At 71.1% G+C, this 26,771-nt stretch carries 22 protein-coding genes and 1 pseudogene; 8 read left to right on the plus strand and 15 right to left on the minus strand.

The window, feature by feature from the left end:
• Positions 1-7: 7 nt before the first annotated feature.
• A complete protein-coding gene (locus ACFVJQ_RS30895) occupies positions 8-1,420 on the plus strand; it encodes an amino acid permease (RefSeq protein ID WP_385788817.1) in 1,413 nt (470 codons plus the stop codon).
• Positions 1,421-1,695, plus strand: a pseudogene (locus tag ACFVJQ_RS30900) (MarR family transcriptional regulator); the annotation flags it as partial. It abuts the gene before it with no gap.
• 4 nt (positions 1,696-1,699) lie between these two features.
• Here the strand turns inward: ACFVJQ_RS30900 and ACFVJQ_RS30905 are convergent.
• Positions 1,700-2,854, minus strand: a complete 1,155-nt coding sequence (locus ACFVJQ_RS30905) for a CapA family protein (protein WP_385788819.1) — start codon at positions 2,852-2,854, stop codon at positions 1,700-1,702.
• Positions 2,855-3,066: 212 nt separating this feature from the next.
• Here ACFVJQ_RS30905 and ACFVJQ_RS30910 point away from each other — a divergent pair, with 212 nt between their 5' ends.
• From ACFVJQ_RS30910 to ACFVJQ_RS30920, 3 genes are all read left to right on the plus strand, one after another.
• Positions 3,067-3,612, plus strand: coding sequence for a sigma-70 family RNA polymerase sigma factor (locus tag ACFVJQ_RS30910; protein WP_129802655.1), 546 nt, complete (start codon positions 3,067-3,069; stop codon positions 3,610-3,612).
• Between the two features lie 148 nt (positions 3,613-3,760).
• Positions 3,761-4,276: a hypothetical protein gene (locus ACFVJQ_RS30915; protein ID WP_224737877.1), complete on the plus strand. Its 516-nt coding sequence runs from the start codon at positions 3,761-3,763 to the stop codon at positions 4,274-4,276.
• Between the two features lie 169 nt (positions 4,277-4,445).
• Positions 4,446-5,096: a zf-HC2 domain-containing protein gene (locus ACFVJQ_RS30920; protein WP_385514391.1), complete on the plus strand. Its 651-nt coding sequence runs from the start codon at positions 4,446-4,448 to the stop codon at positions 5,094-5,096.
• A 108-nt stretch (positions 5,097-5,204) separates the two neighbouring features.
• Here the strand turns inward: ACFVJQ_RS30920 and ACFVJQ_RS30925 are convergent, their stop codons facing one another.
• Both ACFVJQ_RS30925 and ACFVJQ_RS30930 read right to left on the minus strand, forming a co-directional pair.
• Complete coding sequence (locus ACFVJQ_RS30925; RefSeq protein WP_385514390.1) at positions 5,205-6,068, minus strand: Fpg/Nei family DNA glycosylase; 864 nt, start codon at positions 6,066-6,068, stop codon at positions 5,205-5,207.
• Positions 6,069-6,109: 41 nt separating this feature from the next.
• Entirely contained in the window at positions 6,110-8,197 is a 2,088-nt protein-coding gene (locus tag ACFVJQ_RS30930) for a SpoIIE family protein phosphatase (RefSeq protein WP_385514389.1), read from the minus strand.
• Between the two features lie 186 nt (positions 8,198-8,383).
• Between ACFVJQ_RS30930 and ACFVJQ_RS30935 the strand changes: the two genes are divergently transcribed.
• Complete coding sequence (locus tag ACFVJQ_RS30935; protein ID WP_385788822.1) at positions 8,384-9,805, plus strand: lipase maturation factor family protein; 1,422 nt, start codon at positions 8,384-8,386, stop codon at positions 9,803-9,805.
• Here the strand turns inward: ACFVJQ_RS30935 and ACFVJQ_RS30940 are convergent.
• Genes ACFVJQ_RS30940 through ACFVJQ_RS30975 form a run of 8 tightly spaced genes read right to left on the minus strand, consistent with a single transcriptional unit; the run spans position 9,793 to position 17,639 of the window.
• Positions 9,793-10,638, minus strand: coding sequence for an amidohydrolase family protein (locus tag ACFVJQ_RS30940; protein WP_385788824.1), 846 nt, complete (start codon positions 10,636-10,638; stop codon positions 9,793-9,795). The two genes, ACFVJQ_RS30935 and ACFVJQ_RS30940, sit on opposite strands and share 13 nt — an antisense overlap.
• On the minus strand, positions 10,623-10,937 hold the full coding sequence (locus ACFVJQ_RS30945) for an L-rhamnose mutarotase (RefSeq protein ID WP_385514386.1): 315 nt from the start codon (positions 10,935-10,937) through the stop codon (positions 10,623-10,625). The genes ACFVJQ_RS30940 and ACFVJQ_RS30945 overlap by 16 nt, the downstream gene beginning before the upstream one ends.
• Positions 10,937-11,920: an aldo/keto reductase gene (locus ACFVJQ_RS30950; RefSeq protein ID WP_385788826.1), complete on the minus strand. Its 984-nt coding sequence runs from the start codon at positions 11,918-11,920 to the stop codon at positions 10,937-10,939. Before ACFVJQ_RS30950 ends, ACFVJQ_RS30945 begins: the two co-directional genes overlap by 1 nt.
• Complete coding sequence (locus tag ACFVJQ_RS30955) at positions 11,917-12,672, minus strand: SDR family NAD(P)-dependent oxidoreductase (protein WP_385788828.1); 756 nt, start codon at positions 12,670-12,672, stop codon at positions 11,917-11,919. The genes ACFVJQ_RS30950 and ACFVJQ_RS30955 overlap by 4 nt, the downstream gene beginning before the upstream one ends.
• The gene (locus tag ACFVJQ_RS30960; protein ID WP_385514383.1) at positions 12,669-14,015 is read right to left on the minus strand and encodes an L-fuconate dehydratase; all 1,347 of its coding nucleotides are present in this window, start codon (positions 14,013-14,015) and stop codon (positions 12,669-12,671) included. The genes ACFVJQ_RS30955 and ACFVJQ_RS30960 overlap by 4 nt, the downstream gene beginning before the upstream one ends.
• A gap of 36 nt (positions 14,016-14,051) precedes the next feature.
• Positions 14,052-15,077 (minus strand): ABC transporter permease, encoded by a 1,026-nt coding sequence (locus ACFVJQ_RS30965; protein WP_385514382.1) that lies wholly within the window; start codon positions 15,075-15,077, stop codon positions 14,052-14,054.
• Positions 15,070-16,569 carry a sugar ABC transporter ATP-binding protein gene (locus ACFVJQ_RS30970; protein ID WP_385514381.1) on the minus strand — a complete coding sequence of 500 codons (1,500 nt, stop codon included), beginning with the start codon at positions 16,567-16,569 and terminating at the stop codon, positions 15,070-15,072. The genes ACFVJQ_RS30965 and ACFVJQ_RS30970 overlap by 8 nt, the downstream gene beginning before the upstream one ends.
• The gene (locus ACFVJQ_RS30975) at positions 16,566-17,639 is read right to left on the minus strand and encodes a sugar ABC transporter substrate-binding protein (RefSeq protein ID WP_385514380.1); all 1,074 of its coding nucleotides are present in this window, start codon (positions 17,637-17,639) and stop codon (positions 16,566-16,568) included. Before ACFVJQ_RS30975 ends, ACFVJQ_RS30970 begins: the two co-directional genes overlap by 4 nt.
• Positions 17,640-17,822: 183 nt before the next feature.
• On the opposite strand from ACFVJQ_RS30975, the gene ACFVJQ_RS30980 reads away from it, so the two are divergent.
• Positions 17,823-18,524, plus strand: a complete 702-nt coding sequence (locus tag ACFVJQ_RS30980) for a FadR/GntR family transcriptional regulator (protein WP_385514379.1) — start codon at positions 17,823-17,825, stop codon at positions 18,522-18,524.
• Positions 18,525-18,656: 132 nt separating this feature from the next.
• Entirely contained in the window at positions 18,657-19,307 is a 651-nt protein-coding gene (locus ACFVJQ_RS30985; protein ID WP_385514378.1) for an HD domain-containing protein, read from the plus strand.
• Positions 19,308-19,325: 18 nt separating this feature from the next.
• On the opposite strand, the gene ACFVJQ_RS30990 is transcribed toward ACFVJQ_RS30985, so the two are convergent.
• From ACFVJQ_RS30990 to ACFVJQ_RS31005, 4 genes are all read right to left on the minus strand, one after another.
• On the minus strand, positions 19,326-20,297 hold the full coding sequence (locus ACFVJQ_RS30990) for a GlxA family transcriptional regulator (protein ID WP_385788831.1): 972 nt from the start codon (positions 20,295-20,297) through the stop codon (positions 19,326-19,328).
• A gap of 127 nt (positions 20,298-20,424) precedes the next feature.
• Positions 20,425-23,445 carry an alpha-mannosidase gene (locus tag ACFVJQ_RS30995; RefSeq protein ID WP_385788833.1) on the minus strand — a complete coding sequence of 1,007 codons (3,021 nt, stop codon included), beginning with the start codon at positions 23,443-23,445 and terminating at the stop codon, positions 20,425-20,427.
• Between the two features lie 30 nt (positions 23,446-23,475).
• Positions 23,476-25,485 carry an endo-beta-N-acetylglucosaminidase gene (locus tag ACFVJQ_RS31000; RefSeq protein ID WP_385788835.1) on the minus strand — a complete coding sequence of 670 codons (2,010 nt, stop codon included), beginning with the start codon at positions 25,483-25,485 and terminating at the stop codon, positions 23,476-23,478.
• Positions 25,482-26,750 (minus strand): glycosyl hydrolase, encoded by a 1,269-nt coding sequence (locus tag ACFVJQ_RS31005; protein ID WP_385788837.1) that lies wholly within the window; start codon positions 26,748-26,750, stop codon positions 25,482-25,484. The genes ACFVJQ_RS31000 and ACFVJQ_RS31005 overlap by 4 nt, the downstream gene beginning before the upstream one ends.
• Between the last annotated feature and the right edge of the window lie 21 nt (positions 26,751-26,771).

A 26,771-nucleotide genomic window follows, 5' to 3' on the forward strand; every position in this document is an offset into this window, starting at 1 on the left:
GAGGCGCATGGCCAGGCTCCAAATGGGCAAGGGGATTCTCCGCCGCAAACCCATTGAGCACATCGAGGAGACGGAAGTCGTCGAGGGCACCCAGCTCGAACGATCCCTCGGCCTGTGGCAACTGACCGCGATCGGCGTCGGCGGCATCATCGGCGCGGGCATCTTCACCCTCGCGGGCACGGTGGCCAACGGCACGGCGGGGCCGGCGGTGCTCATCTCGTTCCTCATCGCGGGCGTCGCGAGCGCGGCGGCGGCACTGTCGTACGCCGAGTTCGCGGGCCTCATTCCGAAGGCGGGTTCCGCCTACACGTACGGCTACGCGGTGCTCGGCGAGCTCGCGGGCTGGTTCATCGGCTGGGACCTGCTGCTGGAGTACACGGCGATCGTGGCAGTGGTCGCGATCGGCATCTCGGGATACTTCAGCTTCCTCATCGGCGAGATGGGCGCCGACCTGCCGAACTGGATGCTGGGCGCGCCCGGCACCGGCGACGGGCACCGGATCGACCTGTTCGCGGCGCTGCTGTGCCTGCTCATCGCGTATCTGCTGAACCTCGGCATCAAGAACGCGGCGCGCTTCGAGACGGTCGTGGTGGCACTGAAGGTGCTGGTGGTGCTGCTGGTGATCGCGGTCGGTGTGTTCCACATCGACGCGTCCAACTACAACCCGTTCTTCCCGTACGGGATCGGCGGGGCGTTCACCGGCGCGGCGACCGTGTTCTTCGCGGTGTTCGGATACGACGCGATGTCGACGGCGGCCGAGGAGTCGAAGGACGCGCAGCGGCACATGCCGAAGGCGATCATCTACTCACTGGCGATCTCGATGGTGCTGTACGTGGCCGCGTGCCTGGTACTGACCGGCATGCAGAACTACACGGAGATCGACCCGGAGAGCGGCTTCTCGACGGCGTTCAAGTCGGTGGGGCTTGGCGGGCTGGCGGATGTGATCGCGGTGGGCGCGATCATCGGCATTCTGACGGTCATGTTCACGTTCATGCTGGGCGTCACCCGGGTGTGGTTCAGCATGTCCCGGGACGGGCTGCTGCCGCCGTGGTTCGCGAAGACGCACCCCACGCGGCACGTGCCGACCCGCGTGACGTGGATCGTCGGGGTGGCGTCGGCCGCGATCGCCGGGTTCCTGCCGATCGGCGAGGCGGCCGAGCTGACCAACATCGGGATCCTGTTGGCGTTCGCGGTGGTGTGCACCGCGGTGATCGTGCTGCGCTACCGGCACCCGGAGCTGCCGCGCACCTTCCGTACGCCGTGGATGCCGTTCGTGCCGGCGCTGGGGATCGTCTTCTCGATCTGGCTGATCACGTTCCTGGCGTGGCAGACCTGGGCGCGCTTCGCCGTGTGGTTCGCGCTCGGGCTGGTGATCTACTTCGGGTACTCGTACCGGAAGTCGGAAATGGCGGGTCGCTAGGGCCTGTCCGTGTGGGTACGGGCCGTCCTGGACCTGCTGGGCAAGCAGGGGCCGATGACCGTGCCGCAGATGGGCCGGGCCCCAACCCGGCGCACCAGCGCTCATCCCTGATCCGGCTCACGGACGACGGCCGCGCGGCGATCACCGCCGTCCTCGCCCGCGAGCACGGCACCCTGCGGGAGGTCGGCGGCGATCTGACGGACGCCGAGGTGACGGCGTGCCTGCGGGTGCTCGGCGAGATGCTGAAGCTGTTCGATCACGTCGACGTGAACTGACCGGCTACTCCCCCATCACCAGCCCGTCCTGCGCCGCACCCCGGCTGAGCACGACCTGCTGGATGCGGTCGCGCGCGGCGGCAACGTCGGCGCCCTGGGCGAGGGCGGCGTTGATGTTGACCACCCGGCCTGCGTCGATGTCGTACAGCTGCGGAATGAACTCGGCCTTCGTCACCTGCCAGCGCTGCCCCGGCCGGGCGGGCGGCGTGAAGGTGAAGCGGCCGATGGTGGACTGGGTGCCCCGGGGGTCCGGGACGCCCTGGCGGTCGGGCATCTGGCCGGTGACCTGGTCACCCATCCCGTAGACCACCCAGGTGCCGTTGACCTTCTCGTACGCCTGCGGGACATGGGCGTGGGTGCCGAGGATCAGGTCGATGTCGGGGCGGCCGCGGGTCTTGGCGGCGGTGAGGGTCTCCGCCAGGCTCAGCTGCCGCCGGTCCGGTTCGTCCTGCCACTCGGTGCCCCAGTGCAGGGACACGACGACCACGTCGGCGCCGGCCTGCCGGGCCGCCCGGGCGTCGGCGAGGATCCGGCCCTCGTCGATCTGGCTGACGGCCCAGGGCCGCCGCGGGAGCGGGTGACCGTTGGTGCCGTTGGTGTAGGCGAGGTGGGCGACCATCGCCCGGCCCGCGGGCAGGATGGTGACCGTGCGCGCCTCGGCCTCGGTACGCGCCGCCCCGGCGTGCCGGACGCCGGCCTGGTCGAGGGCGTCCAGGGTGCGCCCGATGGCCTCGGCGCTGTCGGCGGTGCCGCGGGTGACGGTGGTGGAGCAGCCGTCGTAGCCGGTCGCGGCGAGCCCTCCGGCGATCTCCGGCGGAAACGTGCCCGGCCGACCGATGTGGGCGCCTCCCACGCCGTACACGGCCTCCATGTGACACAGCGCCAGGTCTGCCTGGGAGACGACCGGCTCCACCCCGGACAGCATGGGCCGGAAGTCGTGGCTGACCCCACCCCCGTCGAAGCGCGCCCGGTCGAGGACGGACGTGTGCGGCAGGACGTCGCCGGACGCGACGAGGGTGAATGCGCTGGAGTCGGCGGAGGCCGGGCTGCCGGCCCGGCCGGAGGACTTCTCGTTCTGGGCCTGGCAGGTGGCGCCCGCGGCGAGAAGGGCCGTCAGGGCCAGGGCCACCTGTCGTCTGCGTGCGATGCGTACGATCATCAGCTCACCCCAGTGCGGTCACATTTACGGACTAATAAGTACGAAGTTGAACACAGCGCCAAACAGCCCCAGGGCTCCCTTTAACCCGTCCGGTGTGCGCGACCGGCGGTTGCGGACCGTTCGTCGTACCGTTCGCCGACGCGTTCGACCGTCCGCCGCACCAGCGTGTGCGCGCCCTGTCCCGGAACCGCACCCTGCGATCCCATACGCGCATGACGGCCGGAACCACCATCACCAACGGGACGACCGCCGAGCACGAGCTCGCCGCACTGCAGCGGGAGCACGGCCGACCGCTCTTCGCGCTGCTGCTCCGGCTGTGCGACGGCGACCGGCAGCGCGCCGAGGACCTCGTCCAGGAGACCCTGGTACGCGCCTGGCAGCACCCCGAGGCGCTGCGCGCCGACGCCTTCGAGTCCGTACGGCCCTGGCTGCTGACCGTGGGCCGACGGCTCGCGATCGACGCGCGGCGGGCCCGGCAGGCACGTCCGCCGGAGGTCGGCGACGCGGTCCTGGAGAGCGCGCGGGTGATCGCCGACCACGCCGAGCGGTCGGCCGCGACCGTCGACGTACGCGAGGCTGTGAAGACACTCACTCCGGAGCACCGTGAAGTTCTGGTGCTCGTGTACTTCCAGGGGGCCAGTGTGGCGGAAGCGGCGGCAACCCTGGGAATCCCGCCCGGTACCGTGAAGTCCCGCGCGTACTACGCGCTGCGCGCCCTGCGCCGGGTGCTTCCGGGATACGCGGCCGACCTGCGGTGAAACCGACTGCCGAGTCAAACCTCCGTAAAGCGCCTTGCTGAGGACCCCGGTTGAGTAATCGGCTGTCCTCATCCGTGTTCCGGATGGGGCCACGGGCCACCGGCCCGGGGTCGGGCGACGCGCACGCACCGGAGGAAGGCAGGAAGGGATGCAGCACAGAGGTCACCAGAGTACGGACGGCACCGGTGGCGGTGAACTGACCGTCCCCATGGCCTGGTTGTACGCCGAGTACATCGCCGACGAACTGCTGCGGACCGGCGATCTCATGCCGCCGACGTCCTTCGAGTTCCGCGCAGGGCGGGACGCCCTGGCGCTGACCATCTTCCTGTCCGACACGGAGGGCGAGCTCTCCGGCATCCGGGTCGTCTCCCAGCTGGAGACCTGGCTGTCGCTGACGGCGTACGACCAGCCGTGGCAGGACTGGGTGCGCGAGCGCATGGCCGAACTCGCCGCCGAGGCGGCCCGGGCGGGCGGCCCCGCGCCGGACCTGGAACTGGCACAGGCGGCCTGGCGCTGGCTGCAGGAGACCGAGCTGCTCGCCCCCGACCTGAACGCGGTCCCGGGCGGCGGTGCCGTGGTGGGCGAGGACGACGGGCCGAAGGTGTGGACGCCGGCGTGGCAGCTGGGGCTGCCGCTGGGGCACCTCGCCATCCATCTCTTCTAGATTCCTCTGGATTCCTCGGAATCCGACCAATCCTCGGGCCGGGCCGCTCCGAACTCCTTGGTTGCGATTCTGTACGGGGCTTGAGTGATTCGGCTGCTTGGTGCGTACCGGTGGGAGCAAGGAGTAACCCCACCCACACCCACCGGCACGAGAATCACGAGGATTCGGCATGAGGTCCCTGGAGAGGCATCGCGACGTCGGCGCGTACGCGCTCGGCGTGCTGGACGAGGCGGACGCCTTCCGTTTCGAGGACCACCTCATGGAGTGCCCTCGATGCACTGCGCACGTCACCGAATTCGGGCCTACGGCACGGCAGTTGATGCTCTACCGGCGGGCGACGCCGCGCTCGGTGCACCCCATGGCCGGACCCGGCCCGCGGCTGCTGGACCGGCTCCTCGGCGAGGTCGCGGCGCGGCACCGGGCGGGGCGTCGACGGATGCTGTTCGCCGTGGCCGCCGCGGTGGTGTGCGCCGTGGCCGGGCCCGGGATCGCGATCGTGACGGAGGGCGGCGACCGGGCGGTGCGCGTGTCGGCGACCGACGAGCGCACCGGGGTGTGGGCGCAGGTCACGACCGAGAACGAGGTCTGGGGCAGCCAGGTGGTGGTGGAGGTCAAGGATGCGGCGGGTCCCCGGGCCTGCCGACTGGTCGCCATCGGCCATGACGGCTCGGAGGAGACGGTGACCAACTGGACCGCGCCCCACCATGACGCCCGCCCGAACACGTTGCAGGGCGCGGCGGCCCTGCATCCCGACCAGATCGCGCGGTACGAGGTGCGCACGAAGGCCGGGGAGCGGCTGGTGACGGTCGACTCGCGCTAGGCGCTCCGCTGGAACGCCGGTACGCCATCTGCGGGTGCGTCGTGGCTGGTCGCGCCCACGCGGCGGAGCCGCATGTCGATACAGCCCCGCGCCCCTTCGGGGCGCCCGTCACTTGAGCAGGCGGGACATTCTGCGGTCTGCCAGTGGTTTGCCGCCCGTCTGGCAGGTTGGGCAGTACTGGAGCGAGGAGTCGCTGAAGGAGACCTCCCGGATCGTGTCGCCGCACACCGGGCAGGGCTCGCCGGTCCGGCCGTGGATGCGCAGGCCGCTCTTCTTCTCGGCCTTGAGGCGTCCGGCCGCCAGGCCCCCGGAGCGTTCGACGGCTTCCGTGAGTGTCGTGCGCAGGGCCTCGTACAGTCTTCGGGTCTCCTCGGGTGTCAGGGAGGCGGCGAGCTTGAACGGGGACATCTTCGCGGCGTGCAGGATCTCGTCGCTGTAGGCGTTGCCGACTCCGGCGATGAGGCTCTGGTCGCGCAGGGCGCCCTTGAGCTGTCGGCGTTCGCCCTGCAGCAGCGCGGTGAACCGGGCCTCGTCGAAGTCGTCGGCGAGCGGGTCCGGGCCGAGCCGGGCCACGCCGGGCACCTCCTGCGGGTCCCGGACGACGTACACCGCGAGCCGTTTCTGGGTGCCGGCCTCGGTCAGGTCGAAGCCGGCACCGGTCTCCAGCGCGACGCGCAGCGCCAGTGGGCCCTTGCCGGGGCGGGGCGGGCCGTCCGGGAGGCGGTCCTTCCAGTGGAGCCAGCCCGCACGGGCGAGATGGGTCACGAAGTGCGGGCCGCCGTCCGTCTCGACGTCGAGGAACTTGCCGTAGCGGTGCACGGCGGCGACCTCGTGGCCCTCGACGGCGGCGAGGGGCGGGTCGTACGTCTTGAGCACATTGATCGCGACCGGCAGCACGCGCACGATCTCGTGACCGACGAGGTGGTCGGTCAGGAAGTCCTTGAGCGCTTCGACCTCGGGCAGTTCCGGCATACGTTCAGAGTGCCATCCGGGACCGACAGTGCCAGGGGGATTCAGCGACGTTCCGGCACCACGAACTCGGCCCACACGCACTTGCCGCCACCACGCGCCTCCACGCCCCACACGTCGGTGAGCACCTCGACGAGGAGCAGGCCGCGTCCGGAGACGCAGAAGTGGGTCGCCTCGCGGCGGCGCGGCAGGGCGCTGGAGGAGTCCTCGACCTCGACGCGCAGCCGGCGGTCGGCGCCGGACAGGACCCGCAGGGTGACGATCGCGGCGCCCTCGGTGTGCATCAGGGCGTTGGTCATCAGCTCGTCGGCGACGAGTTCGACCTCGTCGGAGCGGTCGGCGGCACCCCAGGCGCCGACCGCGGCGCGGATCATGTGCCGGGCCTCGGTGAGGGCCTCCGGGTCGCCGGGGGCCACGTGCTGCTGGAGCCGGCCGCCGACCTGGGAGGCGTCCAGGCCGCGGCGGCGCAGCAGGAGCAGCGCGACGTCGTCCTCGCCGCCGCGTTCCTCGGCCACGTCGATGAGCAGGGCGGCGAGTTTCCACACGTCCTGGGGGCCGGAGGCGACCAGCGCGGTGAGGGTCTGCATGCCGTCGTCGAGGTCGGCGCCGGGCTCTTCGACCAGGCCGTCGGTGCAGAGCAGCAGGGTGTGGCCGGGGTCGAGCTCGACGGTGCCGACGGGGTACTCGAGGCACCCGAACTCGGCGGACAGGCCGAGCGGCAGGCCGCCCACGACGGGCACGCGGCGGCAGCTGCCGTCCGGGGCCCGGATCAGCGGGTCGATGTGGCCGGCCCGGACCACCTGGACCACGCCGGTGGCCAGGTCGGCCTCCGCGTACAGGCAGGTCGCGAAGCGGTCGGTGTCCAGTTCGTGGAGGAAGACGGAGGCGCGGGCCATCACCGTGGCGGGCGTGTGCCCCTCGGCGGCGTAGGCTCGCAGGACGATGCGCAGCTGGCCCATGACGGCGGCGGCGTGTATGTCGTGGCCCTGGACGTCGCCGATGACGGCGCCGACCCGGCCGCCGGGGAGCGGGATCAGGTCGTACCAGTCGCCGCCGATGTCCCGGCCGAGGGAGCCCCCGGCACCACCGGCCCGGTAGCGGACCGCGACGTCGGCGCCCCGCACGCTGGGGATGGTGCGCGGCAGCATGGCCTGCTGGAGACCGCTGGCCAGGTCCTTCTCCTGCTCGTAGAACATCGCCCGCTGCAGGCTCTGCGCGATGCTGCTGCCGAGCGCGACCAGGATGTTGCGTTCCTCGGGGGTGAAGCCGCGGCGGTCGTTGTAGAGCAGGCCCATCGCACCGATGGGCTGGGCCTGGACGATGAGCGGCAGATAGGCGGCCGAGGTGATCTCGAGGTCGGTGATGTGCGGCCACAGGATGGGGTAGCCCTCGGCGAACTCCTCGGGGGACTCGATGAAGCGGGGGCTGAGGGTGCGCACGACCTCGCTCATCGGGTAGGGCTCGTCGATCCGGGTGATCAGCGTGCCGGGCACGAAGCTGCCCTCGGGCCCCTCGGCGACCAGCCGGATGCGTCCGGCCTCCACCAGGCCCATGACCAGACTGGTCGCGCCGAGGTGGGTGACGCCGTGGGTGTCCTTGAGGACGTCGATGACGTCCTGGACGGTACGGGCGTGCGCGAGGGCGGCCGTGGTGAACTCCACGACGTCGGTCTGATCGCGCCGGGCGTGGTCCTGGCCGGCCTGCCCGCAGCGCGCCGCGAACTCGCCGAGTTCCTGGGTGGCGTCCCGGACGATGCCGATGATCCGGCGCGGCCGGCCCGTCTCGTCGCGCCGGATGTAGCCCTGGGTGTGGGTCCAGCGCAGGGTGCCGTCGCGGCGGCGGAGGCGGAAATAGGCGCCGTAGTTCTCGCTGCCGTCCTTGATGGCCTGGGCGACCAGGGTGTCGAGTCGTCGGCCTTCGGAGCGCGGAACCCGGACGCCCAGGGACTCCGGGCGGCCGTCGTATTCCTCGGGGCGCAGGTCGAAGACCTCGTGGGCCTGGGGGTCCATGTGGAACAGACCGGTGTCCAGGTCCCAGTCGAAGCTGCCCATCTGGTTGAGCGCCAGGATCGGGTCCGGGTGGGCGGGCCAGTCGTCCGGGAGAGACAGGGCGCTCGCTCCCCGATCAGCCATGCGCCCACTTTGCCAGTATTCGACCGATTCTTCGACCGGGTCGGCTTTCGAGTGAATCGGCCGGACTGTCAGAACCATCTGCTTCACTCTCCTGGGGTCACGCAAACAGAGCGGGCGGACGCAGAGAGCGACGAACCGGCCGGAGCGACAGGTGCCGACGCCAGAATGGAAGAGAGGAGCGCACGCGTGGACTGGTTCACCGCACCCGACTACTGGCTGAGCCGGCTGGTCTTCCAGCGGGCTCTGGCCGGCGTGTACCTGGTCGCGTTCCTGACGGCGGCCCTGCAGTTCCGGGCGCTGATGGGTGCCCGCGGGATGCTGCCGGTGCCGCGGTTCGTCGAGTACGTGCCGTTCAAGCGGGCGCCGAGCCTCTTCCAACTCCACTACTCCGACCGTTTCTTCGCGGTGTGCGCCTGGTCGGGCTGTGCGGTGTCGGCGGCGCTGCTGGCCGGCCTGGACTCGCTGCTGCCGTTGTGGGGCGGCATGCTGCTGTGGCTGGTGCCGTGGGCGCTGTATCTGTCGATCGTCAACGTCGGCCAGACCTGGTACGGGTTCGGCTGGGAGTCCCTGCTGCTGGAGGTCGGCTTTCTCGCCGTGTTCCTCGGCAACGACGAGGTGGCGCCACCGATCGTGGTGCTGTTCCTGCTGCGCTGGATCCTGTTCCGGGTGGAGTTCGGCGCGGGTCTGATCAAGCTGCGCGGCGACGCGTGCTGGCGGAAGCTGACGTGCCTGGACTACCACCACGAAACCCAGCCGATGCCGGGCCCGCTGAGCTGGTTCTTCCACCATCTGCCGCGCCCGCTGCACCGGGTGGAGGTGGCCGCCAACCATGCCACCCAGCTCGTGGTGCCCGTTCTGCTGTTCACCCCGCAGCCGGTCGCCACCGCCGCCGCCTCGCTGATGATCGTCACGCAGCTGTGGCTGGTCCTGTCGGGCAACTTCTCCTGGCTGAACTGGATCACCATCGTGCTGGCCCTGTCCGTGGTGCAGTTCCCGACCGACCCGCCGGCGGTGCCCGGCGCTCCCCTCTGGTACATCGTCGTGGTCCTCGCGGTCGCCGCGCTGATCGCGTTCCTCAGCTATCAGCCGGTCCGCAACATGATCTCCCGCCGCCAGATCATGAACCGCTCCTTCGACCCGCTCCACCTGGTGAACACCTACGGCGCGTTCGGCAGCGTCAGCCGGGTGCGGTACGAGGTGGTGATCGAGGGCACCACCGACGCCGTACCGCACGAGGACTCCGACTGGCGGGAGTACGAGTTCAAGGGCAAGCCCGGTGATCCCCGGCACTGGCCGCGCCAGTTCGCGCCGTACCATCTGCGGCTGGACTGGATGATGTGGTTCGCCGCGCTGTCGCCCGCGTACGCCGGCTCGTGGTTCGGCGCGCTGGTGGAGCGGCTGCTGGAGAACGACCGGGACACGCTGAAGCTGCTGCGCCGCTCGCCCTTCCCGCCCGACGAGCCCCCGCGGTTCGTCCGCGCCCGTCTCTTCCGTTACCGCTACACCACCTGGCGGGAGCTGCGGGAGACGGGTGCGTGCTGGGAGCGGACGTATGTGCGGGAGTATCTGCCGCCGACCCGGCTGGCGGAGGTGGCTCAGAGGTCGTAGATGCGGGTGGCGGTGGTTTCGAAGATCCGTGTGCGATCGAACGGGCCGAGCAACTCCTCCGCCGTGGCGAGCACCTGACCGTACGACGCCGCCAGAGTGCACACCGGCCAGTCGGAGCCGAACATCAGCCGGTCCGGGCCGAAGGCGTCCAGCACCACGTCGGCGTACGGGCGCAGGTCGTCGACCGTCCAGGAGGCGAGGTCCGCCTCGGTGACCATGCCGGAGAACTTGCAGACAGTGTTGGAGAGGGCGGCCAGAGAGCGGACGGCGGTCTCCCAGGGTTCTCGCTCGCCGGAGGCGATGGGCGGCTTGCCCAGGTGATCGAGAACGAAGGTGAGCTGCGGCAGCGCCTCGGCCGCCTTGACGCAGGCCGGCAGCTGGTCCGGCAGGACGACCAGGTCGTAGACCAGCCCCGTGTCCGCGACGGCGGCCAGTCCGCGTCGTACCTCCGCACGCAGCAGCCACTCCGGGTCGGGCTCGCCCTGCACCTGGTGGCGGATGCCCTTCAGGTACTGCCCTCCGGGCAGCTCCCGCAGCCGGGCCAGTTCCTCGGCGACGTCCGGGCGGGTGAGGTCGGTCCAGCCGACGACACCGGCGATCAGGTCGTGCTCGGCGGCGAGGGCCAGGAACTCCGGGGTCTCCTCGGGCACAGTGATCGTCTGGACGAGGACCGTACGGTCGACTCCGGCCTGCCGTGCCTCGGGGGCCAGGTCGGCGATGGTGAAGTTCCGCCGGAGCGGCTGGAGGTCCGGGCCGGTGATCCAGTCCTGGTCCCGGACGGAGAGGTCCCACACATGGTGATGGGCGTCGACGACCGTCACGGCAGCTCCCATACGACGGGCAGGCCGGCGTCCGCGCCCTCGCTGGAGTAGTCGTGCACCACGTCGAGCAGCTCGGCCATGCGGGCCTGCCAGGCCACGTTCACCGGCAGTTTCTCCAGCTCGGCGAGGAGGCGGCCGTAGTCCTCGCACTCCAGGACGTGGAAGAGGTCGGTGCCGCTGCGCCAGATCGTCCAGGAAGAGGCACCGGCGGCCCGGATGGCGTCCGTGAGCTCCTTCGGGACCTCGCGGTGGGCGGCCTCGTACTCGGCGACGCGGTCCGCGCGGACCTTGGTGTGCAGGGCGACTCTCATCACGGCTCCTCGGCGGGGACGGGGGCGTCGGGCGGCAGGAGACCGGTGTCGCGCAGCTCCTGCCAGAGGGCGGCGGGCACGGGGGCCGCGAACTGGTGGGCACAGTCGACGACTTCGTGCGCCGAGCGGGCGCCGACGACGACGCTCGCGACCGCCGGGTGGGCGGCGCAGAAGGCCAGGGCTGCGGCGCGCAGGGTGGTGCCGTGGCGGTCGGCGACGGACTTCAGGCGCAGGGCGCGGTGCAGCAACTCGGGTGACGCGGTGGCGTAGTTGTACGTCGCACCCGGCTTCGGGTCCGCCAGGAGGCCGGAGTTGAAGGCGCCGCCGATCACGACGGAGGTGCCGCGTGCCTGGGCGGCGGGCAGCAGCTCGGTGAACGCCCCCTGGTCGAGCAGCGTGTAACGGCCGGCGCACAGCACCACGTCGACGTCGGTGTCGTGCACGAAGCGCGTGAGCATCTCCGCCTGGTTCATGCCGGTGCCGATCGCGCCGACGACTCCCTCCGAGCGGAGCTTCTCCAGCGCCGGGTAGCCCTCCCGGAAGGCCCACTCGGCGTGGTCGTCGGGGTCGTGGAGGTAGACGACGTCGACGCGGTCGAGACCGAGCCGTTCCAGGCTGGCCTCCAGGGTGCGTCGTACGCCGTCCTCGCTGAAGTCCCAGACGCGGCGGTGCGTGGCGGGGACGGCGAAACCGTTGGCGAGGTCGTCGCCGGTGCCGTCCGAGGGCTCCAGGCGGCGGCCCACCTTTGTCGAGATCGTGTACTGCGCGCGGGGGCGTTCGCGCAGGGCCGCGCCCAGGCGGCGTTCGGACAGGCCGAGGCCGTAGTGCGGCGCGGTGTCGAAGTAGCGGATGCCGCGCTGCCAGGCGGCGTCCACCGCCTCGTACGCCTGCTGCTCGCCCACCTCGGTGTAGAGGTTGCCGATGCTCCCGGCGCCGAAGGCCAGTTCGCTGACCTGGACGGCGCTGCCGCCGAGCCGCTTCACCGGCCCACCGGCCGCAGCCGCAGGCCCTGCATTCCGCCGTCGACGGCGAGGGCGGTGCCGGTCGTGGCCCCGGAGAGCGGGCTCGCCAGGTAGGCGATGGCGCCCGCGACTTCGGCGGCCGAGACGAGGCGGCCCGTGGGCTGGCGGGCCTCCAGAGCGGCGCGTTCGGCGGCCGGGTCGTCGGCGGCGTCGAGCAGGCGGCCGACCCAGGGAGTGTCCACCGTGCCGGGGTTGACGCAGTTGACGCGGATGCCCTCGCGGACGTGGTCGGCGGCCATGGCGAGGGTGAGCGAGTGGACCGCGCCCTTGGTCGCGCTGTACAGCGCCCGCTGCGGGAGCCCGGCGGTGGCCGCGATGGAGCAGGTGTTGACGATCGCCGCGTGCGACGACGCGCGCAGGTGCGGCAGGGCGGCGCGGGCCACCCGCACCATGCCGACGACGTTGACGTCGAGGACCCGGTGCCACTCGGCGTCGTCGTTGTCCTCGACGGTGCCCTGGGCGCCGATGCCGGCATTGTTGATCACCACGTCCAGTCCGGCGAGGTCGGCGACCGCGGCCGCCACAGCCTCGCGTACGGAGGCGTCGTCGGTGACGTCGGCGCGGAAGGCGAGCAGCGGCTTCTCCACCGACGACGGGTCGAGGTCGAGCACGGCGACCTGGGCGCCGCGCTCGGCCAGGAGTTCCGCGGTGGCCCGGCCGATGCCGGAGGCGCCGCCCGTCACCAGGGCCTTGAGGCCCTCGAAGTCGCTCATGCAGCCTGCCCCTTCTGCTTCCGCTCGTCGAGGTCGGCGGCCCAGAAGGTACCGCCGGGGAACGTGTACCGCGCGATCGACTCGGGCCGCATGGCAGCCGAGAAGCCCGGTGCGACGGGTGCCGTGTAGTGACCTTCCCTGATCACCACCGGATCGAGGAAGTGGTCGTGCAGATGGTCGACGTACTCGATGACACGGTCTTCGGTAGTGCCGGTGACCGCCACACAGTCGAACATCGACAGGTGCTGGACGAGTTCGCACAGCCCGACGCCGCCCGCGTGCGGGCACACCGGCACGCCGAACTTGGCGGCGAGCAGCAGGATCGCGAGGTTCTCGTTGACGCCGCCCACGCGGGCCGCGTCGATCTGGAGGACGTCGATCGCCCCGGCCTGGAGGAGCTGCTTGAAGACGACCCGGTTCTGCACGTGCTCGCCAGTGGCCACCTTCACCGGAGCGACGGCCTCGCGGACGGCCGCGTGGCCGAGGACGTCGTCGGGGCTGGTGGGCTCCTCGATCCAGTACGGGTCGAACTCGGCGAGGGCCTTGGTCCAGCGGATTGCCTCGTCGACGTCCCAGCGCTGGTTGGCGTCGATCGCCATGCGGATGTCCGGCCCGACGACCGAGCGGGCGACACGGCAGCGCCGTACGTCGTCCTCCAAATCCGCGCCGACCTTCAGCTTGATCTGCCGGAAGCCGTCGGCGACGGCCTCGGCGGCGAGGCGGGTGAGTTTGTCGTCGTCGTAGCCGAGCCAGCCGGCGGAGGTGGTGTAGGCGGGGTATCCGCGCTCCAGGAGCCGGGCTGTGCGCTCTTCCGAGCCCTCCCGGCCCCGGCGCAGGATCGTCAGCGCCTCCTCGGGCGTGAGCGCGTCGGTGATGTACCGGAAGTCGATCTGGCGGACGATCCACTCGGGGTCGCCGTCGGCGAGGAGCCGCCACAGCGGCTTGTCGGCTCGCTTGGCGGCCAGGTCCCACACGGTGTTCATGACCGCGCCGATCGCCATGTGCATCACGCCCTTCTCGGGGCCGAGCCAGCGCAGCTGGCTGTCGCCGATCAGGTCGCGGTTCAGGGTCCCCGGGTCGGCGCACAGTTCGTCGACGGACCGGCCGACGACATGCCCGCGCAGCGCCTCGATCGCGGCGACCTGGACCTCGTTGCCCCGCCCGATGGTGAAGGTGAATCCGTGCCCCTCCAGCCCGTCCCCGGCGTCGGTGCGCAGGACGACGTACGCGGCCGAGTAGTCGGGGTCCGGGTTCATCGCGTCGGAGCCGTCGAGCTCGCGCGAGGTGGGGAAGCGGATGTCGTAGGTGTCGACCGCGATGATGCGGGCGGAGGTCGGGGACACAGAGGGCCTTTCGGTCGGTGGCAGTCAGGCGCGGGGTCAGTCCTGCGCGCGGCCCGTCGTCACGCGGGCGATCATGAGGGCGACCAGGATGATTCCGCCGTAGATGGCCTGGATCCAGAACGACGGCACCTGGGCGAGGGTGAGCAGGTTCTGCACGACGCCGAGGAGGAGTACGCCGGTCAGCGCGCCGAACATGGTGCCCCTGCCGCCGTCGAGGCTGATGCCGCCGATCACCGCGGCCGCGAACACGGTGAAGATCATGTTGTTGCCCTGGTTGGCGCTGATCGCGCCGACATAGCCGGTCTGGATGATCCCGCCGACGGCCGCGAGGGTGCCTGCGACGACGAACACGCCGAGCATCACACGCTCGACCCGGATGCCTGCCGCGCGGGCGGCATCCGCGTTGCCGCCGATGGCGTACAGGGCTCGTCCGATGCGGTGGTACTTGAGCACGAACCCGGCGATCGCGAAGGCGGCCGCCGCGAGCCAGACCGACATCGGGATGCCGATGAAGGTCGTGGTGGCGAGGGAGTAGAAGCTGTCGGGCATCCCGAACAGCGTCTTGCCCTTGGTCGCGCCGACCAGCAGACCACGCAGGACGATCAGCATCGCGAGCGTCACGATGAACGCGTTGAGCTTGAACTTCACGACCAGGATGCCGTTGAAGGCACCGACGGCCGCGCCCACGACGAGGATCGCCAGCAGGGCGAGGGCGGCGGGGAGTTCGGTGCCCCAGCCGGACTGGGCGGCGGGCAGGACGAGGAGCGCTCCGACGGCGGGCGCGATGCCGACGACCGATTCGAGGGACAGGTCGAACTTGCCGGTGATGAGAACGAGCGACTCGGCCAGCACGACCATCGCCAGAGCGGCGGACGCGCCCAGGATCGAGATCAGGTTCCGCTCGGTCAGGAACGAGTCGTTGACCAGCGCGCCGAGCACCATGAGGAGCAACAGGGCTGGCACGAGGGCGAGTTCGCGGGCGCGGCGGAGCAGGACCGTCCTGGCCGCACGGGGATCGGGGACCTTGACGGGCGTAACCGGTGGGGCCTTGGTGTCAGCCATGGTCCACTCCTTCGATGGAGGCGATCAGCTCGTGGTCGCGCCAGCCCGCCGGGTGCTCGGCGACGACACGGCCGTGGAACAGGACGAGGACGCGGTCGCAGCGGCGCAGGTCGTCGAGTTCGTCGGAGACGACGAGCACGGCGATGCCGTCCTCCCGGGCGCTGTCCACGCGGGCCAGCAGGGACTCCTTGGACTTCACGTCGACGCCCGCGGTGGGGTTGATCAGCACGAGCAGACGGGGGTCGGAGGCGAGGGCGCGGGCCATGACGACCTTCTGCGCGTTGCCGCCGGACAGGTCGGAGACGAGCTGGTCGGGGCCCTCGGTGTGGATGTCGAGGCGTTCGATGAGGGCGGTGGCGAAGCCGCGCTTGCGTTCGGTGCCGACGAAGCCGAAGCGGCCGAGCCGCTCCAGGACGCTCATGGTCGCGTTGTCGCCGATGGTCATGCCGGCGACCAGGCCCTGGTCGTGCCGGTCGCGGGGCACGCAGGCGACGCCCGCCTCGAGGGCGGCCCGCACATCACCGAACGGGAGCCGCTCGCCGTCCAGTTGAGCGGTCCCGCTCGTCGGGGTGTGCAGTCCCCCGAAGGACTCGGCGAGCTCGACCTTGCCGCTGCCGCTGATCCCGGCGAGTCCGACGACCTCGCCGCGGCGGACGGTGAGGTCGATGTTCTCGTACGACGGTGAGGTGAGCCCGCGCGCTTCGAGGAGGACGGGCGCGTCGTGGTCGACGTCCCTGGGGTCCACGGCCTGCTCGGCGATGGTCTCGACGGACTCGCCCGCCATGGCCTCGACCAGGGCCCGGCGCGGGAGTTCGGCGACCGGTGCCGTCGTGATCCAGTGGGCGTCGCGCAGGACCGTGACGGTCTGGCAGACCTCGTACACCTCCTGGAGGTGGTGCGAGATGAACAGGAAGGTGACGCCGGAGTCCTGGAGCGCCCGCATGCGCGTGAACAGCCGCTCGATCTCGCGGTTGTCGAGCTGGGCGGTGGGTTCGTCGAGGATGATGAAACGGGCGCCGAAGCTCAACGCCCTTGCGATCTCGACCATTTGGCGGTCCTCGACCTTGAGGTCGGCGGTGCGGGCCTCGGGGTCGACGTGCACGTCCCAGGTGTCGAGGAGCTGGGCGGCCTCGGCACGCAGCTTGCGCCAGCTGATGAAGCCACGGTTGAGCGGCTGCCGGTTGATGAAGAGGTTCTCGGCGACCGTCAACTCGGTGACGACCGTGGGTTTCTGGTACACGCAGGCGACCTTGCGGCGCCAGGCGTCGCGGTCGGCCGGCGGGGGCGCGGGGTGACCGTCGAAGCGGACCTCGCCCTCGTCGGCCGCCTGGAGGCCGGTGAGGATGTTGACCAGGGTCGACTTGCCGGCGCCGTTGCGGCCGACGAGGGCGTGGGACTCGCCGGGGAGAACGGTGAGCCGGGCGTCGGCGAGGGCGGTGGTGGGGCCGTAGCGCTTGACGATGTCCCGCGCTTCAACGAGTGGCGTCGTCATTTGACCGTGTTGCCCCAGAGCTCGGGGTCGTCGACGTTGTCCTTGGTGACCAGCGGGGCGGGCAGCTGGTCCTCGAGGATGCCGCTGGGCAGCTTGACGATGGTCGAGTCGTGGTCGGTGGGGCCGGGCTCGAAGGTCTTACCCTCCATCGCCGCCTTGATGTAGTACATGCCGTACTTGGCGTACAGGTCGGCGGGCTGGGAGACGGTCGCGTCGATCTCGCCCTTGCGGATGGCGTCGTACTCCTGCGGGATGCCGTCGTTGGAGACGATCGTGATGTGACCGGCCTGCCCGGCCTTCTTCAGCATGCCCTTCGACTTCAGGGTCTGGAGGGTCGGCGCGAGGTAGACGCCGCCGGCCTGCATGTAGATGCCCTTGATGTCGGGGTTGGCGTTGAGGAGGGTGTCCAGCTTGGAGGCCGCGGTGTCGGACTCCCACTTGGCCGGTATCTCCAGGACCTTGAGTTTGGGGAAGTTCTTCTTGACGCAGGCCCGGAAGGCCTCGGAGCGGTCACGGCCGTTGACGGAGGCGAGGTCGCCCATGATCTGCACGACCTTGCCGGAGGGGATCTGCTCGCCGAGGTATTGGCAGGCCTTCTCGCCGTAGGCGACGTTGTTGGCGCGTACGACCATCGCGACCTTGCCCTTGTCCGGCGCCACGTCGACGGCGACGACCGGCACGCCCTTGCGCTCCGCCTGGTCGAGGCCGGCCTCGATGGCGGCGCTGTCCAGCGGGGCGACGACCAGGCCCTTCACGCCCTGGTTGAGCTGGTTGTTGATGTCGGTGATCTGCTGTGAGGGGTCGCTGTTGGAGTTGACCGTCTTCAGTGCCTCGACACCTTCGGAGTCGGCCATCTTGGGCACATAGTCGTTGTACGACTGCCAGAACGGCGAGGTCAGCAGGGGCAGGATCACTCCCACCTTGCCGGTACCTCCGCCTCCTCCGGCGCTGGAGGCGCCGGTGTCCTTGGTGCTGCCGCACGCGGCGAGCACGAGTGAGGCGCCGGCGACCGCGGCCACCGCCTTGACCATCCGTGACCTGTTCTGCTTCCGCGCTGTTGTGCCGGGCATCTGGCGGCTCCTCGTTGAGCGTGTTCCAGCAGATGCCCGCATATTTATCAGACCACTTTGCCGGTACAACACCCTGTGGAGGCAGATTCTCGCTGTTTTTGGCCGTAGTGGTCCGACCAATCTGGTGATTACACTGCCGCTCACCAGGCGCCCTCAGGCGCCTCGGGCGACGGGAGGAATGGCGTGGACGAGACAGCCCCGCAGAAGGGCACCGTGACGCAGCGCGCCATCGAGCGGATCAAGGCGATGATCGCCGAGGGGCGGCTGGAGCCCGGCCAGCGGCTGCCGACCGAGCGCGATCTGGCGGCCCAGCTCGGCATCTCCCGCAGCTCGATGCGCGAGGCGATCCGCGCGCTGACGGTGCTGGGGGTGCTGGAGGCCCGGCACGGCTCCGGCATCTACGTCACGCAACTGGAGGCCGGCGACCTGCTGGAGACGTTCGGTGTGGTGGCCGACCTGTCCCGCGGTCCACGTCTGGTGGAGCTGTTGGAGGTGCGCCGCATCCTGGAGTCGACGGCGACGGCCCTGGCGGCGGCGCGCATCACACCGGACCGGCTGGCGGAGGTCGAGAAGCACCTGACGGCGATGAACGCCACGGACGACCCGGAGGAGATCCTCGCCCACGACCTGGCCTTCCACCGCGAGATCGCGGTGGCCGCCGGCAACGAGACCATGGCCGCGATCCTGGAGGGCCTGTCCTCCCGCACCTTCCGCGCCCGCGTCTGGCGCGGCTACCAGGAGGAGGGCGCCTTCGCCCGCACCCGCCGCGAGCACGCCGCGATCCACCGCGCCCTGGTCGCCCGGGATCCGGAGGCGGCCCGGGCGGCGGCGGCCGCGCATGTGGGCGAGGTGGAGGAGTGGCTGCGGGCACAGTTGGGGGCGTGACGGGTCCGAGGGCGCCGATGCGGCCTTGGACGTGATGTCCGGATCCGAGGGTCGCGTGTCCGTGAGGACGGTCATGTGAGCGGGCCCGAGTGGGGTTGATTCGAGTACGGCAATCAACCCCAGGAGGCAGCCATGACCACCACCCGACCCACCGAGACAGCGGGCGTCGCCGTACCGGACAGCGCGCTCGCCCGCGAGGCCACCGAACTCGTCCGCGACGAGGCCTCCGACACCGTCTTCCACCACTCCCGGCGCGTCTTCTTCTGGGGCTCGCTGCGCGGTCGGGCCCGCGGCCTGTCCGCCGACCCCGAACTGCTCTATGTCGGCGCCCTCTTCCACGACCTCGGCCTGACCGAGCGGTACCGGCGCGCCGACCAGCGCTTCGAGATCGACGGCGCCGACGAGGCGCGGCGGTTCCTGGTCCGGCACGGTGTCGCCGAAGCGCGGGCCGACCTGGCCTGGCAGGGCATCGCGCTGCACACCACTCCGGAGATCCCGTGGCACATGGCCCCCGAGGTCGCCCTCGTCACGGCCGGCGTCGAGGCGGACGTACTGGGCCTGGGCCTGAAGGAGATCGGGGACCAGGCGCTCGCGGAGGTCGTGGCGCTGCATCCGCGGCCGGACTTCAAGCGGCGGATCCTCCAGGAGTTCACCGACGGCATCGCGCACCGGCCGCAGACGACGTTCGGCAACGTCAAGGCCGACGTTCTCGAGCGGTACGTGCCCGGGTACCGTCGGGAGAACTTCGTCGACATCGTCCTCGGGTCGGACTGGCCCGAGTGACCGGGGCGGAAGCCCTGATCACCGTCGGGTCGACCGGAACCGCTCCCGGTACGCGCCGGGCGTGAGGCCGAGCAGCCGCCGGAAGGTGCGCCGCATCGTCTCGACCGAGCCGAAGCCACTGGCCCGGGCGACCGCGTCGAGCGTGTCGCCGCCGCTCTCCAGCAGCGCCTGCGCCGCCTCCAGCCTTACCCGTTCCACGAACTCGGCCGCGGTCGTCCCGGTCTCGGCTCGGAACAGCCGGGAAAGATGACGCTCGCTGACTCCGGCGGTACGGGCCATGGAGGCGAGGGTGTGCTCGGCGCGCGGGTCTGCGGTGACCGCGTCCAGCACGCGGCGCAGCACGGAGTCCGCCGGGTACTTCGCGCTCTGCCGCGCCGAGAACTGCGACTGCCCGCCCGGCCGGGCCATGAACACCACCAGCTGCCGGGCCGCCGCCCGCGCCACGTCCGCCCCGAGATCGTCCTCCACCAGCGACAACGCAAGGTCGATTCCGGCGGTGATCCCGGCCGAGGTGATGAAGCGCCCGTCCCGCACGAAGATGGGGTCGCTGTCGACCTCGACGTCCCGGTAGCGGGCGGCGAGGTCCGCGGCGAGCCGCCAGTGCGTGGCCGCCCGCCGCCCGTCCAGCAGACCGGCGGCGGCCAGCGGGAAGGCGCCGGCGCAGATACCGGCCACGGTGCGGGCACCGGCCGCCAGGTGCGTGACGCCGTCGATCAGCGGCGTATCGGCGACCGCCGCCCACCAGTCGGGGCGGCCGGGCACCATCAGTGTGTCGACCGGGAAGTCGACGTCCTTCACCGCCAGGTCAGGCACCAGCCGCACCCCGGCCGTCGCGGTCACCGGTTCGCCGTCCACGGACGCCGTGGTGATCCGGTAGGACCCACCGTGCTCGTTCGCCGCGGCGTACACCTCCAGCGGTCCTGTGACGTCGAGGATCTGCACCCCGTCGAAGACGACCATCAGGACCTGGTGGGGCGGTGCCGTGCGCATACGTGGATCCTCGTGGGCCGGGTGCGGCGGGGCAAGCGGGCCGGTGGGCAGTGGTGGTACGACCACTCGGGCCTGATCCGTACGACCGGGGCCGTAGGACCGTCCGGATCCGCTCGCCCCTACCTGCTCAGGTCCGCTTCAGCCGCAGCGTCACCAGCTCGAACGGCCGCAGCCGCAGCGTGATGGTGGAACCGTCGCGCTGCGGCTGCGGCGCGTCGGCCTGCGGGCGCTCCAGCAGATCCGTCACCGCGGCCGCCGCTACCTCGAACCCGGCGGTGAGCTTGGCGCGGACGCGACCGCCGTGCGCCTCGTGGAGGCGGACCACCACATCGCCGCTGCCGTCGTCGGCCAGCTTGACGGCCGTGATCACGACCGCGTCCCGGTCGACCGAGACCAGCGGGGCGACCTCTCCGGCACCGGTCATCCGCCGCTCCGGCAGATTGATCCGCCAGCCCTCGCACACCGCGTCGCCGATGCCCGCGCCCGGGACGAGGGCGTGCCGGAAGCGGTGGACGCCCTGGTCGGTCTCGGGGTCGGGGAAGCGCGGGGCGCGCAGGAGCGAGGCACGGACCGTGGTCGTCGTACCTCCGTCGCCGTCGGTGCGGACCGTGCGGGTCACGTCGTGGCCGTACGTCGAGTCGTTGACGATCGCCACACCCCAGCCGGGCTCCTCCAGGTGGACGAAGCGGTGGTTGCAGGCCTCGAACTTTGCCGCCTCCCATGAGGTGTTGGTGTGGGTGGGCCGGTGGAAGTGCCCGAACTGGGTCTCCGACGCGTACCGTTCGGCGTGCACGTCGAGCGGGAAGGCGAGCTTGAGGAACTTCTCCGTCTCGTGCCAGTCCACCTCCGTGTCCACCACCAGCCGCCGCTCCCCCGGCGCGAGCGACAGCTCCTGCGTGACGCGCGACGCGCCGAAGGACCGTACGATCCGCACCGACACCCCGTCCTCACCGGGGATGACCTCGTCGGCGTCGGTCAGGTCGGTGACCGTGTTGCGGTAGAACTCGTCGACGTCCCAGGCGTCCCACATGTTCGGGAAATCGGGGTGGAGCTGGAGGAGGTTCGCGGCCCGGCCGGGGGCGATCGTCTCGCGGTCGGCCTGGATGTCGTACGCCGACACGACCAGGCCCCGGGCATCGACCTCGATGCGCAGCAGCCCGTTGTCCAGGACGTGGCCGCCGTCCGGACGGGCGGCGAGCGTGGTCCGGCCCTTGGTGGTGGGCGTGGCCGCGCCGCCCGCCGGGACTCCGGCGCGGGCATGGGGGGCCGCGTTGAAGACGAGCAGGGTGGTGCCCTCGCCGGCCAGGGCGCGCTGGGCGGCGTCGATGATCCGGTTCAGCTCCTCGGCGATCCGCTCGTAGGTACGGCGGGCCTCGCGGTGCACCCAGGCGATGGAGGAGCCGGGCAGGATGTCGTGGAACTGGTGCAGCAGCACCGTCTTCCAGATGCGGTCCAGGTCCTCGTAGGGATAGGGGAATCCGGTGCGCACGGCCGCCGTGGCCGCCCACAACTCGGCCTCGTGCAGGAGGTGTTCGCTGCGTCGGTTGCCCTGTTTGGTCTTGGCCTGGCTGGTGAGGGTGGCGCGGTGGAGTTCGAGGTAGAGCTCGCCGACCCAGACCGGCGGGTTCGGGTACTCGGCCGCCGCCTTGGCGAAGAAGTCCGCCGGAGTCTCCCAGGCGACGGTCGCCGAGCCTTCGAGGTCGCGCAGCCGGGCCGCCTTGGCGACCATCTCACGGGTGGTACCGCCGCCACCGTCGCCCCAGCCGGTGGGGGCGAGGGAGTGGCGGGCGACGCCCTTGTCCTTGAAGTTACGGGCCGCGTGGGCGATTTCGCTGCCCTTCATGGAGCAGTTGTAGGTGTCGACGGGCGGGAAGTGGGTGAAGATCCGGGTGCCGTCGATGCCCTCCCACGTGAAGGTGTGGTGCGGGAACTTGTTGGTCCGGGACCAGGAGATCTTCTGCGTCAGCAGGTACTTGCTCCCCGCGGCCTTGATGATCTGCGGCAGTCCGGCGGCGAAGCCGAAGGTGTCGGGCAGCCAGGCCTCGTCGTTCTCGATGCCGAACTCGTCGAGGAAGAACCGCTTGCCGTGCACGAACTGCCGGGCCATCGCCTCGGATCCCGGCATGTTGGTGTCCGACTCGACCCACATCCCGCCGGCCGGCACGAACCGCCCGTCCGCCACGGCCTTCTTCACCCGCGCCCACACCTCGGGCCGGTGCTCCTTCACCCAGGCCCACTGCTGGGCCTGCGACATGGCGAACACGAAGTCCGGCTCGTCGTCCAGGAGCGCGGTCATGTTGGAGGTGGTGCGCGCCACCTTGCGGACCGTCTCGCGCAGCGGCCACAGCCACGCCGAATCGATGTGCGCGTGACCGACGGCACTGATGCGGTGCGCGGACGGGGCCGCCGGGGTGGCGAGGACGTCGGTGAGCCGGGCACGGGCCTCGGCCGCCGTACCGCCCACGTCCTGGAGATCGACCGCGTCCAGGGACCGCTCCACCGCCCGCAGGATCTCCCAACGGCGCGCCGACTCCACCGGCAGCTCGGCCATCAGCTCGCCGAGCACCTCCAGGTCGATCACCAGCTGCCACACCGTCTCGTCGAGGACGGCGAGATCCATGCGCGTGAGCGTGTACTGCGGTTCACTGCCGGCGGTCTCCTTGTCGCCGAGCTGCGTGGGCCGGAAGGGGTGGTAGTCGAGGATGACGGGGTTGGAGGCGGCCTCGATGTGCAGGCGTACCTCCTCGCCGCCCTCGACCGGGGCGCCGATGCGCACCCACTGGTTGCGCGGGTTGAGCCCCTTCACCGGCGTGCCGTCGGGCCGGTAGACCAGGCCCTCGCACTGGAATCCGGGCATGTTCTCGTCGAACCCGAGGTCGAGGATCGCCTCGACGGTCCGGCCGGCCCACGCCTCGGGCACGGTCCCGGTGACCCGGAACCAGCTGGTGCCCCAGGGAGCACCCCACCGGGCGCCCACCTCGATCGGCTCGGGCTCGGCCGCGAGCCCCTCGGCGACCGGCACGGGTTCGTCGGGGGCGTGCCAGACGGCCACGTCGAGCGGCACGGACTCGGGATACACGGCGGGTCGGATGCGTTCGTCGAGGACACGCCTCAGGCGGGCTTCCACGAGGCTGCGGTCGTCATGCATGCGGGGTGCTCCGTAGCTGGGTTGCGGTGGTTACCAGGTGTGGTTCACGGTCACGGGGTCCGACGAGGTGTAGAGCTCCCCTACGGCGCGCAGTTCGAACCGCGCTGCCTGCTCACCCTGCTCGGGCTTGAGGCCGCCGACGAAGTAGGCCCGCTGGCAGGTGCCGCCGAGGAAGCGCCGGGTGCCGTCGGGCAGGAGGCGGTGGAGGGTGTGGTGGCGGACGCCGTCGGGGGCGGGCTGCCAGCCGAAGCGCAGGTCACCTGCGGAGGCGGCGGTGATCCTGAAGGCGGTGGGGGCGGCGGGGGTCCGGGGCGGCGCGGTGCGGACGGCCAGGGCGCCGAGGCGCCAGCGCACGGGACTGCCGGGGTCGACCGGGGTGAGCCGGACGGCAATGGAGTGCACTGTTCCGGTCAGACCGGTGAGTGGGACGGCCACGGTCCTCCACTGGTTGACCGAGCTCACCGGCAGATACGTGTACGGCGGTGTCGCACCCGGCGCGCTCGGCTCGGCGGTGGCGACCGCCAGCTCGACGTTCACCGCACCCGCGTCACACCGGTGCGTCAGCTCGACCACCGTGTCACCGGTGATCGGCAGCCGAGTCGCGTACACATCGACCGTCGCGGGCTGGTCCAGTTCACCGTCGACGAGCACGCTGCTCCCGCCGCGCCATGCGTCCGCGAAGTCGAAGTTCACGGTGGGACGCCGCCCCTCGGTGTGCACGACCCACCGCCGCGACGGCAGCCGGTCCTGGAGCCCGAGATGGTTCCACGGCACGTCCGAGGTGACGACGCCGTCCTCGTACCATCGCAGCCCGTGTCCCGTGTTGAACACACTCGCGAACGGAACCGACGTGACCGTCGACCGGTCGGCCACCGTCACTGAGGGCGCCCGCCATCGGTCCGTCGCGTCCGGCCGTGACGGATCGAGCGACCGTCCGGTCCAGAAGCGGTCGTCGGCCGCGTGGAACTCCCCCGGCGCCCTCCCGTCCGCCGGCAGGTGATTGCGCGTCCACTCGGGCCGGTAGAAGCCGAGCGAGGTGACGTGCGGCGAGCCCGTCGGCACGATGGCGTCCCAGTTGACGGACGTATTCCAGCCGTTCGCCTCCACGTCGACGCCCGCCCACAACTCGTAGCGGCTGCGACCCAGTTGCTCCGCTCGCTGCCCGGAGGACACCAGGCTGCCCGCCGTCCACCGGAAGTCGAGGAACATGTCGTCGGCGGCCTCGAAGAACGGCTGGTTCTGCGCGTTGAGCGCCCCCTGCCAGCTGACGTTCCCGTTCACGGTCATCGAGTCGTACCAGGTCACGCGCTGCCCCCGGGCGGCGGCGAGCGACTTCAGCTCCCGCAGGAAGCCCTGCATGTCCGCGCCGAGAGCCGCGTCCCCTCCCCCGGTCTCGGCGTTCACGAACCACCCGTCGAAGCCGTAGGCAGCCGCCACCGCGACGAGCTGGGCCGCGAGTGGGTAGCGCCCGGCCGCGTCCCTCTGCACCAGGTCGCGCGTCCACTGCAACTGCCCTCCGTACGCCACGGGCGGCAGGAAGACATTGCCGAGGACCCGCACGCCGTGCCGGTGGGCGGCGTCCACGACGGGCGCGTTCGGGGCGAGGATCAGCCCCTCGCCGGAGGAGCCGCCCCAGAAGACGAGTTCGTCGATGTAGGCCCAGTGGGTGAGCGCGTAGTAGTCGGCGGTGGCCGAGCCCTGGGACGGGTTGCTCGACGTCGGCCCGAAGGAGACCAGCGACTGGATGCGGGCCTGGTCGGTGCGGGCGGTGGGGTTCGCCGGGGTCGGGGTGAAGCGTGGAGCGAGGGGCACGGAGGCCGCGTTGAAGGCGAGGTCGGGGTCGTTCGCCGCGCGCCAGGCCTTGAGGCTGCGCCAGGTGATGCCGGCGCCCGGGGTGCCGGAGGGCAGCGAGTCCGGATACCAGTAGGAGGCGTACGGCTGGAGCGCTGCCGCGGACTTGGGGGCGGCAGCGGCGGGCATGCCCGGCAGCAGGGCGGCTGCGGCGCCGGCGAGCAGGACGGTGCGTCTGGTGGGGTTCACGAGCGGGTGCCTCCTTGGGTTCCTTGTGGGAGGGGAAGTACCTGGTCGGGAGTGACGACCTCGGTGATGCCGCGGGCGGCGAGATGGTCCTTGTCGTCCGCCTTGGTGTCGAGGACGGTGGCGGGCCGGGCGCCGTCGGCGACCAGCCGGAAGAAGGCGTCGAAGACCGGACCGCCGGGCGCACAGCGGGAACGGAGGGACGGATCCGCGGGTACGACGAGCGCCGTGGTCCGGGCGGCGGGCGCGGCGCCGGTGTGCTCACGGGCCGCGCGGGCCAGCACCCGCGCGGAGTCCTTGGGCCGCCGGTCGTTGGTCAACAGGCCGAGGCCGTACTCGAGTTCGGGGAAGTCGGCGAGGTCGCGCGAGACGTCGTGGGAGCACCACCAGGTGATGCCCCACAGGTCCGGGCAGTCCAACGCGTGCCGCACCGTGGCCTCGGTGAAGGAGGCGGCGTGCTCGGCCGGGACGAGCGGGGCGGGTGCGCCGACCTCCTGGAGCCAGACGGGCCGGTGCGGGTCGTCGGCCCAGGCCTTGCTGAGCTCGATGAGGTACTCGGCGTGGTGTTCGCTCGGCACGGAGGTACGGCCGTGGCGCTGGGCGGTGCCGTTGAACACCCAGGAGTGCACGGCCGTGACGGCACCACGCCGGGCCGCCTGGGCCGGGGTGAACGGCTGGTCGTCCTGGTACCAGGTCGCGTCGTACTCGGCGTGCAGGTGCAGTCTGCCGGGCGCGCCCCCCTCGCAGGCCGCCAGCATCCGCTCCAGCCATGCGTCGATCTGCGCCTCGGTGGCCCGGTCGGGGTCGGGATGCGGGCCTGCGGCAAACTGGTTGACCTCGTTGCCCAGGGTCATGCCGAGGAAGTTGGGGCGGTCGGCGAGGGCCGCGGCCAGGGTGCGCAGGTAGGTCGCCTGGCCGTCGAGGACGTCCGGGTCGGTGAAGAGGTTCCGCCGGTGCCAGGTCCCGGTCCAGGCCGGCAGGAAGTCGAAGCTGCTCAAGTGCCCTTGCAGTCCGTCCACGTTGACGTCGAGTCCGCGTTCGGCGGCGGCGTCGACGAGTGTGACCAGCTGCTCGACGGCCTTCGGCCTGATCATGGTGCGGTTGGGCTGGAAGTACGGCCACAGCGGGAAGACGCGGATGTGGTCCAGGCCGAGCGCGGCGATCGAGTCGAGGTCGGCGCGTACGGAGTCCGGATCGAAGTCGAGCCAGTGGTGGAACCACCCTTCGCTCGGGGTGTAGTTGACGCCGAAGCGCACGGCAGGGGGCATGCGGGTTCCTTGCCAGTCGGA

The organism is Streptomyces sp. NPDC127197 (assembly GCF_042672405.1).
In the GTDB taxonomy this organism is placed as follows: Bacteria; Actinomycetota; Actinomycetes; order Streptomycetales; family Streptomycetaceae; genus Streptomyces; species Streptomyces flavusporus.